General features: G+C 49.9%; 16 protein-coding genes. 10 read left to right on the top strand and 6 right to left on the bottom strand.

The window, feature by feature from the left end:
- Positions 1-4 precede the first annotated feature (4 nt).
- Complete coding sequence (locus tag CSR04_RS07630) at positions 5-1,219, bottom strand: CaiB/BaiF CoA transferase family protein (protein ID WP_102795676.1); 1,215 nt, start codon at positions 1,217-1,219, stop codon at positions 5-7.
- A gap of 149 nt (positions 1,220-1,368) precedes the next feature.
- Here CSR04_RS07630 and serB point away from each other — a divergent pair, with 149 nt between their 5' ends.
- The 3 genes from serB to CSR04_RS07615 are packed head-to-tail and all read left to right on the top strand — an operon-like array spanning position 1,369 to position 3,632.
- Positions 1,369-2,439 (top strand): phosphoserine phosphatase SerB, encoded by a 1,071-nt coding sequence (serB, locus tag CSR04_RS07625; RefSeq protein WP_216362523.1) that lies wholly within the window; start codon positions 1,369-1,371, stop codon positions 2,437-2,439.
- 4 nt (positions 2,440-2,443) lie between these two features.
- Positions 2,444-3,370 carry an alpha/beta fold hydrolase gene (locus CSR04_RS07620; RefSeq protein ID WP_102795675.1) on the top strand — a complete coding sequence of 309 codons (927 nt, stop codon included), beginning with the start codon at positions 2,444-2,446 and terminating at the stop codon, positions 3,368-3,370.
- A gap of 49 nt (positions 3,371-3,419) precedes the next feature.
- On the top strand, positions 3,420-3,632 hold the full coding sequence (locus tag CSR04_RS07615; protein WP_102795674.1) for a ribosome alternative rescue factor ArfA: 213 nt from the start codon (positions 3,420-3,422) through the stop codon (positions 3,630-3,632).
- On the opposite strand, the gene CSR04_RS07610 is transcribed toward CSR04_RS07615, so the two are convergent.
- The gene (locus tag CSR04_RS07610) at positions 3,615-6,098 is read right to left on the bottom strand and encodes a PilZ domain-containing protein (RefSeq protein ID WP_102795673.1); all 2,484 of its coding nucleotides are present in this window, start codon (positions 6,096-6,098) and stop codon (positions 3,615-3,617) included. The two genes, CSR04_RS07615 and CSR04_RS07610, sit on opposite strands and share 18 nt — an antisense overlap.
- A 238-nt stretch (positions 6,099-6,336) precedes the next feature.
- Between CSR04_RS07610 and radA the strand changes: the two genes are divergently transcribed.
- Positions 6,337-7,701 (top strand): DNA repair protein RadA, encoded by a 1,365-nt coding sequence (radA, locus tag CSR04_RS07605; RefSeq protein WP_102795672.1) that lies wholly within the window; start codon positions 6,337-6,339, stop codon positions 7,699-7,701.
- Here radA and CSR04_RS07600 read toward each other — a convergent pair.
- Together CSR04_RS07600 and ettA are read right to left on the bottom strand one after the other, a co-directional pair.
- Positions 7,698-8,165 (bottom strand): PilZ domain-containing protein, encoded by a 468-nt coding sequence (locus CSR04_RS07600; protein ID WP_102795671.1) that lies wholly within the window; start codon positions 8,163-8,165, stop codon positions 7,698-7,700. The genes radA and CSR04_RS07600 overlap by 4 nt on opposite strands.
- A 336-nt stretch (positions 8,166-8,501) precedes the next feature.
- On the bottom strand, positions 8,502-10,169 hold the full coding sequence (ettA, locus tag CSR04_RS07595; protein WP_102795670.1) for an energy-dependent translational throttle protein EttA: 1,668 nt from the start codon (positions 10,167-10,169) through the stop codon (positions 8,502-8,504).
- 229 nt (positions 10,170-10,398) lie between these two features.
- Between ettA and glyA the strand changes: the two genes are divergently transcribed.
- Both glyA and CSR04_RS07585 read left to right on the top strand, forming a co-directional pair.
- The gene (gene glyA / locus CSR04_RS07590) at positions 10,399-11,655 is read left to right on the top strand and encodes a serine hydroxymethyltransferase (protein ID WP_102795669.1); all 1,257 of its coding nucleotides are present in this window, start codon (positions 10,399-10,401) and stop codon (positions 11,653-11,655) included.
- 179 nt (positions 11,656-11,834) lie between these two features.
- Entirely contained in the window at positions 11,835-12,956 is a 1,122-nt protein-coding gene (locus CSR04_RS07585; RefSeq protein WP_172449277.1) for a substrate-binding periplasmic protein, read from the top strand.
- Here the strand turns inward: CSR04_RS07585 and CSR04_RS07580 are convergent.
- Positions 12,946-14,589 (bottom strand): methyl-accepting chemotaxis protein, encoded by a 1,644-nt coding sequence (locus tag CSR04_RS07580; RefSeq protein ID WP_245921456.1) that lies wholly within the window; start codon positions 14,587-14,589, stop codon positions 12,946-12,948. The genes CSR04_RS07585 and CSR04_RS07580 overlap by 11 nt on opposite strands.
- 261 nt (positions 14,590-14,850) lie before the next feature.
- On the opposite strand from CSR04_RS07580, the gene CSR04_RS07575 reads away from it, so the two are divergent.
- Positions 14,851-15,771 (top strand): porin, encoded by a 921-nt coding sequence (locus CSR04_RS07575; RefSeq protein ID WP_172449276.1) that lies wholly within the window; start codon positions 14,851-14,853, stop codon positions 15,769-15,771.
- A gap of 8 nt (positions 15,772-15,779) precedes the next feature.
- On the opposite strand, the gene CSR04_RS07570 is transcribed toward CSR04_RS07575, so the two are convergent.
- Positions 15,780-16,223: a DUF6265 family protein gene (locus tag CSR04_RS07570; RefSeq protein ID WP_146027124.1), complete on the bottom strand. Its 444-nt coding sequence runs from the start codon at positions 16,221-16,223 to the stop codon at positions 15,780-15,782.
- A 118-nt stretch (positions 16,224-16,341) separates the two neighbouring features.
- Between CSR04_RS07570 and nrdR the strand changes: the two genes are divergently transcribed.
- From nrdR to CSR04_RS07555, 3 genes are read left to right on the top strand one after another with little or no spacing between them, the layout of a single operon-like run.
- Positions 16,342-16,791, top strand: a complete 450-nt coding sequence (nrdR, locus tag CSR04_RS07565) for a transcriptional regulator NrdR (RefSeq protein ID WP_102795665.1) — start codon at positions 16,342-16,344, stop codon at positions 16,789-16,791.
- Between the two features lies 1 nt (position 16,792).
- Positions 16,793-17,923, top strand: a complete 1,131-nt coding sequence (gene ribD / locus CSR04_RS07560; protein ID WP_102795664.1) for a bifunctional diaminohydroxyphosphoribosylaminopyrimidine deaminase/5-amino-6-(5-phosphoribosylamino)uracil reductase RibD — start codon at positions 16,793-16,795, stop codon at positions 17,921-17,923.
- Positions 17,924-17,926: 3 nt separating this feature from the next.
- The gene (locus CSR04_RS07555; RefSeq protein ID WP_102795663.1) at positions 17,927-18,595 is read left to right on the top strand and encodes a riboflavin synthase; all 669 of its coding nucleotides are present in this window, start codon (positions 17,927-17,929) and stop codon (positions 18,593-18,595) included.
- Positions 18,596-18,597: the final 2 nt, after the last annotated feature.

The raw sequence follows: 18,597 nt of genomic DNA, 5'->3' as shown, positions 1-18,597 counted from the left end.
TTATTCACCCTATAACCCCGTTGGCCTGTAAGTCAGTCATGTCCTGTTCGTTCAGCCCCAGTTCCTGATGAAGAACGGCCTTGGTATCCTGCCCGAGCAAAGGGGGTGGATGGCGGTAAGTCACCTTTGAAGCACTGAACTGGATTGGATTACCAACAAAAGGCAGATGGCTTCCATCAGGTAAGTCGAACTGACGCCTAAGTTGGCGGTGCTGTACTTGCGGGTTGGCAAAAGTCTGCGCCAGATTGTTAATAGGGCCACAGGGAATGGTGGCGGCTTCCAGCTCTGTCAGCCAGCTCTGACTGGACTTTGTGAGCATGATGGATTGAATGGCTGCAACCAAGTCTTCCCGATGCGCTACCCGTAATGCGTTAGTTTGGTAACTCGGGTTGTTTTGCAACGATTCGCAGCCAGCCAGGGTGCAGAAGCGGGCAAACTGCTGGTCATTGCCGATGGCCACAATAATGTGTCCGTCTGATGTGGCAAAGCATTGATAAGGAACAATATTAGGATGGCTGTTGCCCTGTCTTTGCGGGGACTGACCCGAAACCAGATAATTCATCGCCTGGTTAGCCAGACTGGCCACCTGTACATCCAGCAAACTCAGATCAATGTGTTGCCCGGCACCTGTGCTGTGGCGATACAGTAATGCGGCCTGAATGGCGTTACAGGCATATAAACCGGTCAGAATGTCTGCTACCGCAACGCCGGTTTTTGTTGGCTGGGCGTCGGGCTCTCCGGTGAGACTCATCAGCCCGCCCATGGCCTGCACCATAAAATCATAACCGGGCCTGGATGCCAAAGGGCCGCTTTGTCCAAAACCAGTAATAGAGCAGTAAATAAGTCGCGGATTAAGTGATTTCAGGCTGGCGTAATCCAGACCATACTTGGCTAATCCGCCGACCTTAAAATTTTCCACCAGTACATCTGCCTTTGCTGCTAATTGGCGAATAATGTCCTGGCCCTGAGGCTGGCCGAAGTCTACTGCTACCGATTGCTTATTGCGGTTGGCAGCACAAAAGTACGCGGCATTTTGCTCAAAGTTATCCACAAAGGGCGGTCCCCAATTGCGGGTATCATCACCTTTACCTGGCGGCTCAATTTTGATCACCTGGGCCCCAAAATCGGCCAGCATCTGTGTCGCCCAAGGGCCTGCCAGTATGCGGCTGAGATCCAGTACCTTAATACTACTCAGCGCACCGGCTTGAGATTGCTGCATTGGGCCTCCTTTTCATTGCTTTGGGTCGCTATGCTACAACGATGTGACGTATTTGCTAACTGCTTTTGCCGTTCCTGGCTATTGAATTGTCAGAGTAAGCCTGCAAGAATCCTGGGTCTTATTTCGCCAGTCCTGTCAAGGTAGCCGTAGTGACCGAATTACAACTGACTTCGGAGCAGCTTTGCTCCAGCGCCTTCTTACAAGATCTGTTTGCCATCCCTGACCTGCAGTTGTTTCATCTGGCCAGTAGCAGAGTTTGTACTAACCTGAGCGAAGCCCAGTTAGGGGGGATAAGTTGTTCTTTATCTGGTGCGGCTGGCTCTGTGACCGCACCTGATTGGCAATCTGCTGAGTTGGTGGTTCGTGCACAAGCCCTGACCCTGGAAAAATTGCTGGCCGTGCAGGATGCAATGCAATCCTGGTTGCACATAGGTGCGATACAAAAACGTTTGGTGGACGATTGTGTGCATGAGCCAGCCGCTGCATTGTCGGTGCGGGTTTGTCCACAAGGGCTTCCCCAGGGAGTACTGCAGCAACTGGCATTAAGTCTGCAAATTGAAATGAATCTGCTAGCTAGTGCGCCGACCCTGACTAAACCGGGCTTGTTGGTGATGGATATGGACAGCACTGTTATTCAGATGGAGTGTATTGATGAGATTGCGTTGCTGGCTGGGGTTGGTGAACAGGTAGCAGAAGTCACTGAGCTGGCGATGCAGGGCAAGCTGGATTTCGCTCAAAGCCTGACCGAAAGGGTTGGGTGTTTGGCTGGCGCCGATGCGCAGATATTGCGTCAGGTCAGAGACCGGCTGCCATTAATGCCGGGACTGGAGCGTTTGGTGCGAGTACTTAAGAGCAAGGGCTGGAAGATAGCCATTGCATCAGGCGGCTTTACCTTCTTTGCCGATTACCTGCAACATCGATTGGGCTTGGATGCTGCTGTTTCAAATCAACTGGAAGTCGTTGATGGCAAACTGACTGGTAAAGTTCAAGGCGGTATAGTCGATGCCAGGGTCAAGGCACAGACTCTGACAGACCTGGCCAGGCAGTTTGGTATTGCCCCGGAGCAAACCATTGCAATGGGAGACGGTGCTAACGATCTGGTGATGATGGACGCTGCGGGCCTTGGCGTGGCTTATAAGGCTAAACCCTTGGTGCTGGAAAAGGCCGATGCGGCCATTCGCTTTGGTGGCCTGGACGAATTACTGTATTTGTTAAGGTAGGGTGATGGCAAAGGATCTTCAGCATAAATCCTTGTATCTGGATGGTGGCGACCACCAGTTGCACCTTTGCCATATCAGTCAGGTTGGTAAAGAGTCCGGCCCTGGCATATTAATGGTGCACGGCTCTATTGAGAATGGCCGCATTTTTTATAATGAAAAGGGGCGGGGGCTGGGGAGTTTTCTGGCCAGACAAGGTTTTGACGTCTATGTACTGGACCTGCGTGGCCGGGGCTTAAGCACACCGTCCATCGCCAGAGGGGCGGAGCATAGCCAATGGCATTACATTAATGAAGATCTACCTAGGGCGATGGAACTGGTCAGCCATCGTCACCAGGGCAAATTCAGTGTGGTGGCCCACTCCTGGGGCGGGGTGTTGATGATGGCCTGCCTATTGCGTCATCCGCAATGGATTGAACAAATTGAACGCCAGGTGTTTTTTGGCAGCAAGCGTAGCGTCAAAGTGCATAACCCAGAGCGTTGGTTGAAAGTAGACTTGGTCTGGGGGCTGGTTTCGCCGCTGGTATCCGGTTGGTATGGCTATTTGCCGGCCAAGAAAATGGGGCTGGGCGCAGACAATGAAACCTTTGCTAACTGGCGTGATGTGACCAAGTGGGTGAAACAGCGTCGCTGGCAAGATCCAACGGACGGTTTTGATTATCAGGCGGCTGCCAAAAGCCTGCAGCTACCTGTAACCTGGTTTATTACTGGTACTAAGGACCATGCGCTTGGCCATGTCAAAGATATGCAACGCTTTATGGCCGAGCTGGGCATGGCTGATGCTCCCCAGTCATTACTTGGCATAGCCAATGGTAACAAACTGGATTATGACCATATCAATATCCTGACTCATCCCAGTTGCCAGAATGATCATTTTACTCAGGTAGCCCGATGGTTGAGGGATGGGAGCTGGGAGGATGTTGGAACTTCCTGATCTATTCGTTATCTAAACGCTGAATTAAATACCGTCTGAAGGAGACGCAATGAGCAATAAGACTACTCCATCTTATGAGCATGAAAGAGGAATTATTAAAGACAATGCCCTAAAAGCATTGGTCACCAGTAAGCTGTTCAGCACGCGAGTGGTGAAAGCGAAAAAGGGCAAAGGGTCCTATTCCAGAAAAGGGCGTAACTCGAAAGATTACGCCCTTATTTTTTGGTTTAACAAGGTGCAGATGTCAAACCTCATGGCCTGAACTGTTTGCTTCAATATGGTGGCTGTTAAAGCCATATCGGTACATCACTTCCGTTGTTATATCCAGTAAATCCACCGTTGCCGCCACATTCCACAATTGTTCTTCCAGCATTTTTGCCTTATGCACGGCATAGCCATTCACGTAGGTAAGCTCCGAATGAAGTAAACTGATATCCGGTCGGCCGGTTTTGGTTATAAATAGCTTCAGGGCAAAAAAACGTCCTTTCCCCATCGCCTGGCTGATAAATTCACGGCGTAGCGCATCATTGCTGAACTGCATAGCGAGTTTGACCTGAATGGCTTGCTGTATATTGGCTTGTTTGGGGTTGAAGGCAACAAAGAGTTCAAATGCACTGGGAACATTGTGGGTACGCATTCCCTTTAAACTGTGTTCAATGAAATTACGGCTTTCCATGCGAGCGGCATAAAGTACATAGAGATTACGATGTTGTTCGTCACTTCGGTAAGTTAAAAGCGGTGCCAGACTATGTTCAACGGGTACGCGAGCCAGGCTGTCGGGTAACAACTGTATTCCGTCTTTACGAATAAAGGCTGCCAGATTAAGGATATTAGCGGCATAGATATTTCGCAAAGCTTCACCAATGCCAGCCATTTCCTGTTGTTCATGTACAGGTTTAAGGCTACGTCGGTTGTTTTTTATCAGTTCCTGAAAGAAGGCTTTGGCGTGCTGTTCGCGGCTGCTGTCACCTAACATCAGGTGCACTATATTGCGGTCCGCACTGACATGAACCACGTCGTAATAAATGCCACTGAGCTGATGTTTTTGGGTGAGTTTCTGCAATTTGGGCAAACTGATTTCCAGTTGAACGCCTGCATCCAGGGGAAACTGATGCTGTAATTCAATGCGCAAACCACTGGCAGAGAAATCCTCACTGACACCGCTAAGGTTCAGATCCTGATGTACCAACTGCACAGGGGTTCGAAGCAAAAACCGGGTTTCACGACGCAACTCCTGGTATTTAAAACGGAAAGGTAAAATACTGGCAGGTGCGCGGTTGCGTGGATGGCAGAACAGCTGGAGTTTGGTCAGCAATTGTTTTTGCAGTTTACGTTTCTGATATGCCTGTGTGGCCCATTCACTGCTAATGTCTGTAATCAAGGCGATATGGCGCAGATTTTTCAATCTGGACATCAGCCGCGGTGGCGGTGGCTGGTTTTGCCGCCTTACCATTTCGCTGACTGAGTCGGGCAGAGAGAGTGGCAAATGGCATTGCTCGGGGTGCATTTCACTGAGCTGCAACTTAAACACCCGCCAGCTGATTTTGCGCGAACCGTAGGCCAGAAAAGCCCCCTTCAATTCAGGGTTGGCATCCAGCTCTTCCATGCTGGCAGAATAAAAATAACAACGCCCCTGCGTAACATGGGAAAACGCAAACAGGACCATCTCGCGCTGATTTGCCTCACGTGCAAGTAACTGTTGCAAACGTTGGCGACCAAACAGGTAACCAAGTCTCAGGTGATTATCTTCGTCCTGCCAGTAACGAAATATCTCCCTGTTGCAGTCATTAAACAGCAGGTACTGTGGCTCTAGCTCGTCTCCGTGCTGGGCAATGTATACCGGCACTGAGGTAATATTGGGAATGTAGTATTGCTCGTAGCCTTTGGCGACAATAGCGTCAATAGTATTGTCCATATTGACCTTGTAGCGGCGCTTGTTACCCTGGATGAAACGCTCAAGGAATTGATCAAACGCTTTTTGTTCCTGATCAAAGAGACGCTTCAACGCCAGGCGCTGTTCTTCCCGGCTGTGATCTATGTCGGTTACCAGGTAATGCACGCCTTCGCCACGACTCAGTCCATAGTCCAGTTCCAGGCCGCGAAAATGTACGGTTATTTTTTCGCCGGGTTTAAACATGTAGCGTTTATGCGCTTTAACCTTTAAACCACTAACCGAGATATCAATACTGGTCGCATGCACGGATTCCTTAAGTTCGGTAAAAAGCTCTACCGGCACGACAAAATTCATGCGCTCTTCACGGCGTTGATGCACACCTGCAAAGTCGATTAATGGCGCCACATAACGACTTTCCAAAGGCAGGCTCTGCTGAGTATCGGCCTCACCACTGAGCATTTCGCCTTCGGCCAGCTGTTTGCTGTGCATAACCCTGAAATTATTCTCGGTGTTACAAACAGCTTCATACACTCCCAGGGTGTAAGCGCCGAAGCAACGTACCTGACGCTCAAAAACTTCCTGGGCAATGTCATCCAGATAATGGGTGATACCGTCGAATTCGTACGGCAAGCATTCACCATCTACTGAGCCGCGAAGGTCGATAATACGCTGACAAGGCTTAGCCTGGCGTTTTAGTTCCATCTTCAGTAGGAAACGTTTAGGGCGGGGCACGTTTGCCGCCACCTGGGACAGGATCTGGTTAAAAGCCGGTTCCTTGACCACAGGTTTCAGCTGTTCGATAAGTTCCTGGTATTGTTCGATTCCTGCTGCCATTGCCCTTTATCAAGCTCGTCTGTTATACCTATATTATCGGTAGTAAAGGAATTTTCTTGCGCTGGCAAGTCATATCGCATTAAAACTTCCTGCGTAACATCCATTACTTCACATAAACAAATTACATTCCACAGGCGCTCTCTTTTTTCCAAATATTTGTTGCAAGTATGTTCTTAACTCCGATTTATGAACAAAGCTGGTATGCTTAGCGCCATCATTGGATCTTATTCGTTTGGCGATGGCAAAAAGAAAAACAGCCTTTGTTTGCAGTGACTGCGGTGCAGAATTCCCGCGCTGGCAGGGCCAGTGCAATGATTGTGGTGCCTGGAACACCATTTCGGAATTTGTTGTCTCACCGGCTAAAAGCGGTGTCGACAACCGCCGACATGGTTATGCCGGGCAAACATCGGCGCAGGTGCAGACCCTTAACAATATTGACTTACAGGCACTGCCGCGTTTCTCTTCCGGTTTTAAAGAGCTGGATAGGGTGTTAGGTGGTGGGGTGGTGCCTGGTTCAGCCATTTTGATTGGCGGCTCACCTGGTGCAGGTAAAAGTACCCTGTTATTGCAAACCATGTGTAATCTAGCCAAACAGCGCGAAGCACTGTATGTCACTGGTGAGGAGTCACTGCAACAAGTGGCACTTCGGGCGCACCGACTGGGTTTACCTACTGATAAATTGAAATTGCTGGCAGAGACCAGCATTGAAACAATCTGTGATGTGGCGTTGACACATAAGCCACAACTGATGGTTATCGACTCCATTCAAGTCATGCATGTGGCTGATGTGCAATCGGCGCCGGGCAGCGTGTCTCAGGTCAGGGAAAGCGCAGCTTATTTAACCCGTTTTGCCAAACAGCAGCATATCGCCATGTTGATGGTAGGGCATGTAACCAAGGATGGCAGCCTGGCTGGCCCCAAAGTGTTGGAACATTGCATAGACTGTTCAATGATGTTGGAAGGGGATGGCGATAGCCGTTTTCGTACCTTGCGAGGGCAGAAAAACCGTTTTGGCGCAGTTAACGAGCTAGGGGTTTTTGCCATGACGGATAAGGGCTTGCGCGAAGTCAGCAATCCGTCGGCGATATTTTTAAGTCGTGAAGAAGAAGCCTCTCCAGGCTCTTTGGTGATGGTGATTTGGGAAGGCACACGACCTCTGCTGGTTGAAATTCAGGCGCTGGTGGACTATTCACAAATGGCTAATCCACGTCGCCTGGCGGTGGGACTCGATCAAAATCGCCTGGGTATGTTGCTGGCGGTTCTGCATCGTCACGGCAATATCCAAATGAACGACCAGGATGTGTTTGTGAATGTGGTGGGTGGGGTTAAGGTCAATGAAACCAGCGCCGATCTTGCATTGTTGATGGCGATGATTTCCAGTTTCCGCAATCAGGCCCTGCCACGCGAATTGATCGTGTTTGGAGAAGTGGGACTGGCGGGGGAAATTCGCCCTGTGCCCAATGGCGCTGAACGCCTGGCTGAAGCCGCCAAACACGGCTTTACCCGGGCTATTGTGCCGGTGGCCAATATGCCTAAACAGCCAATTCAAGGCATGCAGGTAACCGGGGTAAAACGCCTGGCTGAGGCCCTTGAAGCACTTTAATGGTCTCCCTCATCTGGTGATGCGAGCGCCTCCAGCTCGCGTTTTAATAAAGAGTCATCGCCCACATTCAATTCGATAAGACGACGCAGATTAGAGGCACTATCGATATCAATCATATTGATTTTGATACCCACCTGGTTGTCATCTGCGTGCATAATCTGGCCATCCAGCATAATGCTACTAGCCATGCCCGGCAAACTTACCACCAACAGTACAGATTCTTTCTGATCGGCACTAAAATCGTGCGGGCAGGTTATCAACACCCCTTTTAGGGAAATATCTACCAAGCCGCATTGCCATTTACGCTGCCCCTGACGCAGTTCACAAGGCGCGGAAAAAACAATGCGGGTAAATTTTCGACGGTTTTCTGTTGTCATCGTATTAGGCCTGACCATATTGGTATAAGCATAGTCACAGATACACATAAAATACATATTCAATCTAAAGCTAATTGTATGATTCATAGTGGAAAAACCAAGCCTGCAAGTGAAATTTGCTGATAACTCAGTACTGGCAGTATCTGGCGGATGGTCTGGGGCAAAAATAGCAGTGTGGTTTAATAACAATAAACAGCAGGTCTGGCCTGCTGTTTTCTACTGGAATGCTGCAGCCTCCTGCTGCAGGTAGTCGAACCATTTACTTACTGATTTTCTTGTACTTCAGTCTGTGTGGTTCGGGCTCTTTGTTCAGCCGCAACGCGTCCTGCTATGCGGCTTAAGGACGCTGTGCCAGGGTGAACCTGGCGTCGCTTACATTCCTGCTGGAATGCTGCAGCCTCCTGCTGCAGGTAGTCGAACCATTTACTTGCTGATTTTCTTGTACTTCAGTCTGTGTGGTTCGACTACGTCCTTACCAAAGTTTTCTTTGAGCCAGGCTTCGTAGTCGGTGTAGTTTCCTTCGTAGAAGTTCACCTGACCTTCGTCGCGGTAATCGAGAATGTGGGTAGCCACCCTGTCCAGGAACCAGCGGTCGTGCGAGATAACCATGGCGCAGCCTGGGAATTCCAGCAATGCGTTTTCCAGTGCGCGCAGTGTTTCCACATCCAAATCGTTGGTTGGTTCGTCAAGCAGTAGCACGTTGCCACCGGCTTTTAACAACTCAGCCAGGTGCAATCGGTTGCGTTCACCACCAGACAGATCCTTAACAAATTTCTGCTGGTCGTTGCCTTTAAAGTTAAAGCGGCTGACATAAGCTCGGCTGTTAATTTCAAAGCTGCCGATACGCAGAATATCCTGGCCGTTGGACACTTGTTGCCAAACGGTTTTGTCACCATCCAGGTGGTCGCGGAACTGTTCAACGCTGGTCAGCTTGACAGTATCACCCACCACAATTTCACCACTATCAGGTTGTTCAATACCGCTTAGCATACGGAACAACGTGGATTTACCTGCACCATTGGGACCGATAATGCCAACAATGGCACCCTTGGGCATAGTAAAGCTTAAATCGTCGATCAGTACCCGATCGCCATAGGATTTACGCAGGTTTTTAACCTCAATGACTTTGTCGCCCAGACGCTCGCCGGGTGGGATAAAGAGTTCGTTGGTTTCATTACGTTTCTGATAATCGCCGCTGGACAGCTCTTCAAAACGCGCCATACGTGCTTTGCTCTTGGCCTGACGACCTTTGGCATTGCTGCGTACCCATTCCAGTTCCTGTTTGATGGAGCGCTGGCGGGCTTGCTCGCTTTTCTCTTCCTGTTCCAGACGTTTGTCTTTTTGCTCAAGCCAGGACGAGTAATTGCCTTCCCAAGGAATGCCGTGACCGCGGTCAAGCTCCAGGATCCATCCGGCCACGTTATCCAGGAAGTAACGGTCGTGGGTAATTGCGACCACTGTGCCTTCATAGTCGTGCAGGAAGCGCTCTAACCAGGCCACAGATTCGGCATCCAGGTGGTTGGTGGGTTCGTCCAGCAACAGCATATCGGGTTTTTCAAGCAGTAATCGGCACAGTGCCACACGGCGACGTTCACCACCAGACAGCTTACTGACATCGGCATCCCAGGGCGGCAAACGCAATGCATCGGCGGCACGTTCCAGGGCATGGTCCAGATTGTGCCCGTCTTTAGCCTGAATAATGGCTTCCAGTTCCCCCTGTTCCTTGGCCAGCGCATCAAAATCCGCGTTTTCTTCTGCGTAAGCCGCATAGACTTCATCCAAACGCCTCAGCGCATACACCACATCGGCAACGGCTTCTTCGATATTGCCCCGTACATCTTTGCTTTCATCCAGGCGAGGTTCCTGTGGCAGATAGCCAATCTTAATGCCTGGTTGAGGGCGGGCTTCACCTTCAATGTCTGTGTCAATGCCGGCCATAATGCGCAGCAGCGTGGATTTACCGGCCCCGTTTAAACCCAATACGCCAATTTTGGCGCCAGGAAAGAAGCTGAGTGAGATATTTTTCAGAATTTCGCGCTTGGGCGGCACGATTTTGCCAACCCTGTGCATGGTGTAAACGTATTGAGACATGAAGTTCCAAGCTTTGCTGGTTTGAGATGGCGGATATTCTAAACCAGATATCCATGTGGTTAAAAGGCACTGGCGGGACGCTTTATAACAGTAAATTTTCGCTTATGGCGATTCGGTGGCAGGCAATGAGCGCTTACCTATGTACATCCGGGGTAAAATGACTAGAATATGGCCTCTTTTTCGCAGACCGAGCCGGCCAACGACGGCCCCCATTCCCTGAGGAGAAACGATGCTTTCACGCGCCATGAATATCCAAGATTTCGACCCTGAACTGTATCAGGCCATTCAGAATGAGACTCAGCGTCAGGAGCATCATATTGAGCTCATCGCCTCAGAAAACTATTGCAGCCCCAGGGTACTGGAAGCACAGGGCTCTCAACTGACCAACAAATACGCTGAAGGCTATCCGCATAAGCGTTATTACGGTGGTTGTGAATATGTGGATGTGGCCGAAGATCTGGCCATTGAGCGTGCCAAGCAACTGTTTGGCGCTGATTATGCCAACGTACAGCCTCATTCCGGCTCTCAGGCCAACAGTGCAGTATTTATGGCGCTGCTGGATGCCAATGACACTGTGCTGGGTATGAGCCTGGCTCACGGTGGTCACCTGACCCATGGCGCTAAGGTGAGCTTTTCCGGCAAAACATACAATGCGGTTCAGTATGGTCTGAACGAAGAAACCGGTGAAGTGGATTATGCCCAGGTTGAAGCGCTGGCCCTTGAGCATAAGCCGCGTATGATTATTGCTGGGTTTTCAGCTTATTCCGGCATTATGGACTGGTCGCGTTTCCGCGCTATTGCCGATAAGGTTGGTGCATACCTGCTGGTGGATATGGCGCACGTTGCCGGTTTAGTCGCGGCGGGCTTATATCCTAACCCACTGCCGCATGCCCATGTGGTGACCACCACCACGCATAAGACCCTGGCGGGTCCTCGTGGCGGTCTGATTTTGTCGTCCTGTGGTGACGAAGATATCTATAAAAAGCTCAACAGCTCGGTATTCCCGGGTAATCAGGGTGGCCCTTTGTGTCACGTTATCGCTGCTAAGGCCGTGGCCTTTAAAGAAGCGCTGCAGCCTGAATTTAAGGCGTATCAGCAACAAGTGATTGTGAATGCCAAGGCCATGGTCGCGGTGATGCAGGCGCGCGGTTATAAAGTGGTATCCAATGGAACTGAAAACCACCTGTTCCTGCTTGACCTGATTGACAAAGATATCACTGGTAAAGATGCGGACGCGGCACTGGGACGCGCCAATATCACGGTTAACAAGAACTCGGTACCCAATGATCCCCGTTCTCCCTTTGTTACCAGTGGTTTACGTATTGGTACACCGGCTATTACCCGTCGGGGCTTCAAAGAAGAGCAAGTTAAGCAGGTAGCGACCTGGATCTGTGATGTGCTGGACAATATGGGCGATGAGTCTGTGATTGAGCGCATCAAAGGCGAAGTGGTCAGCCTGTGCGAAACCTTCCCGGTTTATGCCTGATATATACTACAGGCAGATAAAAACGCAGCCTTGAGCTGCGTTTTTTATTGCCGCTTTAGGCTACTGTTTCTATATATAAACTCGCTTACCCAAATTTTAATAGTGTCGAATCTGTTGATGGAACAACCAAGATGCATGGCTTGACCATTTTATCTCTTCTGTTATTGGATGGTGTGATATTGCCATCACAATTAACCTTAGCCACACAAAGCCCCTCAGCACTGCAATATGTGTTGAGTGAAGAGCAGGACAAGCGCGCGGTTAATACCATTGGTTGCATTATGAACAAGCTGGATATTGATCTCGAACTGTTGATGTTGCCATGGGCAAGAGCCAAACGTGAATTAAACGAAGGTAAGGTCGATGGCGTGTTTCTCACCTCGCCCGATGAAATCGCAGGGGGAATCAGCTCTTCACCTATCCTGCTTGAAAAATGGTTTCTATTTCAGCGCAAATCAGTTGTGGAGCAAGGGGCCAGGGACAGGCTTGGCGTGGTCAGGGGATCAGATATTGAGAACTGGCTATTAGACAATCAACTCTTGCCATTGATAAAAGCACGAGACACTGCACAGTTGGTTCAGCAATTTGAAGCGGGACGCATCGACTACTTTGTTGCAGACGATAGCCAGGTTCGCTTTCTTTTTAAAGCACCGGTTGGTCATCGTGAATTTCTGCGTTATGTTCCTAAAACCTTGACGTTTTCTGCCGCTGTTGTACAGCGTTTTCCTGACTTGCAGGAACAGTTTAACGCTACTATTGATAAATGCGATCCTCAGGTTCGAGCGCTATCTGATAGTGAACGTCAGCAGGTAAAGGACTTTATTACTGAACACCTTTTGCATCGTTTTAATGGCACGTTGCAGCCGATGATAGAACAGTGGCTACTAAGGGTTAAGGAGGCAAGCCCGGACATGCTGGAAAAGCTCGAAGCGCAATGGCAGGCAGAGTTACAAGGGACATCGGGGGCACTGATCAAACAGATAGTGCATAACGGGTTGGCGCAAAAGCTAAGAGACATTCAGCAAGAACTGAGTGTTATTGCTGAGCTTATGCTGACTCAGCAAAATGGCGAGTTAATTGCTGCATCAGTGGTGACCTCAGACTACTGGCAAGGCGATGAACTGAAGGTTCAGGCGCTGAGTTATCAGCCTCTGTATATCAGTTCATTGCACTATGACGCCTCAACACGCCAGTTTCTCACCCATGTCAGTCTGGCGTTATCCGCAAATGGGCAAAGGTACATTCTGATTGTTGGCGTGCGCCTAGAGCAACTGCTCAAACAAGGGGCACTCAGACTTTAAACCGCCCTACATTGTCATTCAGGCCCTTGGCCATACTGCCAATATCATCAGATACTTGTTTGGTGTCACCGACAATGCTGACACTCTGTTGCGACAAACCATGCAGGGCACTGATGCTGCGATTAATCTCATCCACCACCTGGCTTTGTTGTTCCGTGGCGGTGGCAATTTGATAAATCATATCATTGGTTTGATTGACCGCCCCCTCTACATCGGTGAGCGAGTGGCGGATTTTTTCTGACATCTGCACAACACCCTCAACCTGGTCGGTCCCACTATTAATTGCGTTAACCGCTTCAGTAACGCCACTCTGTAAACCCTCAATCATACGCTGGATATCTTCAGTTGATTGTTGGGTGCGGCTTGCGAGGGTTCGCACCTCATCGGCCACCACGGCAAATCCGCGCCCTTGTTCGCCCGCTCTGGCGGCCTCTATCGCTGCATTTAAAGCCAGCAGGTTAGTCTGCTCGGCAATACCCCTTATCACATCTAACACTTGCGCGATGCTTTTTGATTCATCGGCCAATTTTGTGATCACAGTACTGGCATGGCTGACTGCGCCGGAAAGTTTATTGATACTAGTGACGGATTCGCCCACTATGGCGGTTGAGTGAGTGGTTTTGTCTTTGGCTTCCCTTGTGCTGCTAAGTGCACTTTGTGCGTTGTTGGCTACCTCGTGTACGGCATGACTGAGTTGATTGACGGCGGTTGCGATTTGATCGAGATTTGAACCTTGCTCCCCGGCAATCTCTTTACCCTGTCTGGCAGAGTCATTGAGGCGGGTGACGGTTTTATCCAGGCGGTCTGCATCCATTTTGATCATTTTGATCAGCTCCTGCAGCTTCGCCATCAGGCCATTAAAGGTGCCAGCCAAGAGAGACAGTTCGTCTTTGCCTGAACTATTCAGACGACCTCTCAAATCGCCTTCACCTTCACTGATGGTGGCTATCATACGGTTTAACTCGTTGACCCTGTTGGTAACTAATCTGGGACCTAGTACGATGCTGAGTCCGCTAGCCAATACAACCAGTAAAATAACCATCAGCAGAACATTGCGCTGCCGATCACCAGCCGCTTTGGCTTCCGCCGTAGTTCTGTCTGCAAGCTCTTTGACCATGGCGCCTGTCAAATCATAATGATTACGCAGTCTGGAAAAATCTGTCATTACCTTTGTACTGTTATAGGTTGCTGCTTCGGCTGTTTGCCCTGCGTCTGCCATAGCAAACACTTGTTTGGCAGCGTTGTGCCAGGTTTCATAATCCCGGTCAAAGTCTCTGATAGCTCTGGTGACATCCGGATAATCCGCCACCAAAGCGCGTACCTGATTCATGCGATCGAGGGCTTGCTGGGCATTTTCGTCAAACTCGTCACGCTCTTTTTGAAAATTCGCCAGACCCAGGTACTTCTTGGTGACATAGTTTTGTGAGGCAGTAAGCGCCTGGTACAGATCACGATCCGCATTTAAACCAATGTCTATCGCATTCATAAAGGTACTGGACAACAGATGGGCATCGGCAGACAGTCGTTTTCCGTTATTCATACTGAGAATACTGACGACGATCACCAGTACGCTAATGAGTAGCAGTGGCAGAGAAAACTTGGTACGAATAGTCAGATTATTCAACTCGATCATACAACGGCTTCCTTTGTGTCGGATACATCCTAAATTGTGTTAGACCAGGGGCAGCAAGGACCACTTTGTTAGAATAACCATAGCTCAAGTAGGTGAAGGTTAATAAAAATATCGAATGCTGCCTGACTTGTTGGGACAGGGGACATCAGCTGCACAAGATAACTCTTTGCAAGCCATGATTTTGTCAACTATAGGTAGGAGCTGTTTATGGTTACACCATTGAAAACAGCAGCTATGGGATTCACAACAGGGACATCGATTATGAAAAAATACCTGCTTCCTTTCTTACTTTGCTTGGTTGCCAATCCGGTTTCGGCAGAACTTAGTCAACAGGGAGAGTTTTACGCAAAGCTAAATGTTAACGGTCAATTAGCTGATGAGGGCGAGGATAGCTTCAGCGAAATTCGCAGCAATAATTCCTGGATCGGCGTAAAGGGCGATATCCGCCTGCAAGAAGAATTGTCAGTGGTTTACCGACTTGAATGGAAAGTCGATATTACCGGGGAAAAGGGTGTCGATAACCTGACGGAGCGTCCTCAGTACGTGGGATTGCGAGGGCGTTTTGGCGAATTGACGCTGGGACGTAATTTTACAGCGCTGTGGATGGCACAGGGAAAAATAGATTTATACAACCACTATGAAGGTGATATTGCCGCCATTTGGAAAGGGGAAAATCGTCTGTCTGATGTGGCAACCTACACCTCACCAACATGGCATGGTTTTCATGCCGTCCTGACTTATCAGGCTGAGAAGTCCTCTGCAGGGGATGATGCTATTTCAGCAGGACTGTTTTATGGTGACGCTAACCTAAAGTCTTCCGCCTGGTTTGTCGCACTGGCACAGGACTTTGATGTGGCGGGCTTTGATGTCACTCGCGCCTCAGTTCAACATAAACTGGGCGCTGGCAAGCTAGGCATTATGTTGCAACGACAGGACCCCTCCGCTGGTGGTGACGCCCGTAATGGTGCTCTGGCCAGTTACAGTCATCGCTGGGGGGAATGGGAATGGCGCGCTCAGTTACAGAGTATGGAAGATGACAGAACCTACAACCTGGGATTCGATTATCATCTGGGTAAGCAAACTAAGGTCTATGCCTGGGCTGCTCATATTGAACAGGATGACAATCCTGATCGGCGCTATCTGGCCCTGGGCTTTGAACATAAGTTAAGTATTGATTTTTAATATCCGCATTATCTGGGTTGAAAAAGCAGGGTAAAGCCCTTGCTGTGTAAGTCTTCCACTCTGATATGCAATTGCTGACCGTCTAGCCGGTAATGCAGGCGCTGAGGGAAGTCGTGACCTGCGTTGACAAAAGTGGCACTATTCTCAGTGCAATCTTGTAATGCAAAGGCAACAGGCAGCGCATTTTCACTGACCTTGGCCAGATAAAAGATTTGACCTTGCATCACCTGCAGACGCAAATCTTCACTGCTTTGTCCTTTACTACTGTTGCTGCCTGCGTGCCCTTCAAAACTGTTGTCACTGACTTTTTGCCAGTTTTCCCACAAGGTTTTGTCGCCTTTTTGCATCTGCCACTGCCCCAACAACCAGGATAATGCGCCTAAGTTGTCACAGTTTGCTGCCGCTGAGGGATAAGCTATGGCAAGCAAAGCTGACATTAATAGTATTCTCATGATGCCTGGGCCTCTATGACTGTTATCCGAAGCGTTTTTTTGATAGCTTAGCGGCGGCTGCCAGGCTCTACAACTGTGAGAGCTTGTCGGTGGCAGAATTTTCCTTCCTGGAGTGACCATGTATTGTCCCTTTTGTTCTGAACAGGAAACCAAGGTAATAGATTCCCGACTGGTGGCTGACGGCCATCAGATCCGTCGTCGTCGTGAATGCCTCAAATGCCACGAACGATTTACCACTTTCGAAACCGCCGAGCTGGTGATGCCTAAGGTCGTCAAACGTGATGGCTCCCGCGAACCCTTTAACGAAGAAAAGCTGCGCGCCGGTTTGCAGCGTGCACTTGAGAAACGCCCAGTCAGTACAGAACAAGTAGAGAAGTGTGTTAACCGGGTGATGTCTACGCTACGCGCCACAGGTGAACGCGAGGTGGACAGTAAACTGATCGGCAATGTCATTATGAATGAACTAAAGGAGTTGGACAAAGTGGCCTATGTGCGCTTTGCCTCGGTGTACCGCTCCTTCGAAGATATTCGCGAGTTCGGTGAAGAAATCGCCCGTTTGGGAGACTGACATGTCGCAATTCAGCCAAGCCGATCATCAATGGATGGCTAATGCCTTGCAACTGGCAGAAAAAGGGCGTTATACCACCTCACCTAATCCAAACGTTGGCTGTGTGATTGTTTCTGCCCGCGGTGAACTGGTTGGGGAGGGCTGGCATCAGCAGGCTGGTGGCCCACATGCAGAGGTGTTTGCCCTAAGACAAGCCGGGGATAACGCCAAAGGAGCTACTGCCTATGTAACGTTGGAGCCATGCAGTCATTATGGGCGCACGCCCCCTTGTGCTGAAGGTTTGATTAAAGCCGGCATCAAACGTGTGGTGGCCGCTATGCAGGACCCTAACCCACAGGTAGCTGGACGTGGTCTGCAAATGCTGCAAGATGCCGGAATTGATGTACAGGTCGGCCTGTTGAAAAGTCAGGCCGAAGCCCTGAACGCAGGATTTATTCAACGAATGACGCAGGGACGGCCCTTGGTGACACTGAAGCTGGCGGCCAGTCTGGACGGCAAAACCGCGATGGAAAATGGCCACAGTCAGTGGATTACCAGCGAACAAGCACGTTTGGATGTGCAGCGTGAAAGGGCGAAAAGCTGTGCTATTTTAACCGGCTCGGGCACCGTGATGATTGATGATCCCATGCTGAACGTGCGACTTGATGCAAATCAGTTGGGCATAGATACCCCGGTTGTACGTCAGCCTCTGCGGGTTATCGTCGACAGCCGTAACCAGCTAACTCCCAAATATCGTTTGTTTAGTTTGCCTGGGCCGATTCTGCTTGCGAACAAGTCAGTTAGCCCCCATTTGTACCCTAAACAGGTTCGCCAGTGGCATTGTCAGGAAAAGGGCAAGCGGGTGAGCTTGCCCGCACTGTTGACCCATTTGGCCGAGTCCGGGGTGAACAATTTGTGGGTGGAAGCGGGCGCGGCGCTGGCCGGTGCACTGTTAGAATATAAGCTGGTTGATACATTGATGCTGTATCAGGCGCCTAAGATCATGGGCGATAAGGCAAAGGGTTTGGCACTGATGCCAAGTCTCAGTCATATGCAGCAAGCCATTGCCCTGCGCTGGCAGGATATTCGCCAAGTAGGCGAGGACCTGCGCCTGACCGCCCAAGTTATCTATCCATCTTCCCAAACGGAGTAACCTATGTTTACAGGTATTATTCAGGCCGTTGGTCATATTCGCGCCATTGAGCCGACCGGTGGTGATGTGCGTTTGACCGTTGATAGCGGCAAACTGGATATGAGCGACGTGGCACTGGGGGACAGTATTGCCACTAACGGTGTGTGCCTGACCGTGGTAGATTTTTCGTCGCAGCACTATGTGGCCGATCTTTCCGCAGAAACCCTGAAACGCTCCGGGTTTGCTCATTACAAGGTGGGACAGCGGGTGAATCTGGAAAAAGCCATGCTGGCGTCTACCCGTTTTGGCGGACATATTGTCAGTGGGCATGTGGATGGGGTGGGTGACATTTTATCTGTGCAAAGCAGCGCCCGTGCGGTGGAAATATGGGTACAGGCGCCGGATGAGCTGGCCCGCTATATTGCACAGAAAGGCTCAATTACCGTGGATGGTGTTAGCTTGACGGTAAACGATTTGGACGGCGCCAGATTTATGCTGACCTTGGTGCCCCATACCTTGAAAGAAACCAATATAGGTGATTATCAATCCGGCACTAAAGTTAACCTTGAAGTTGATGTGGTTGCCCGCTATTTAGAACGTTTGTTGCTGGGAGACAAGGCCGCACAATCGGGGGCCAAAAAAGACATCAGTATGGCGTTTTTAGCCGAGCATGGATATCTAAAAGGCCGCTAACG

The organism is Bowmanella denitrificans (assembly GCF_002887595.1).
In the GTDB taxonomy this organism is placed as follows: domain Bacteria; phylum Pseudomonadota; class Gammaproteobacteria; order Enterobacterales; family Alteromonadaceae; genus Bowmanella; species Bowmanella denitrificans.
Note: the sequence above shows the minus strand (reverse complement) of the source record. Positions and strands in the feature narration are given on the sequence as shown.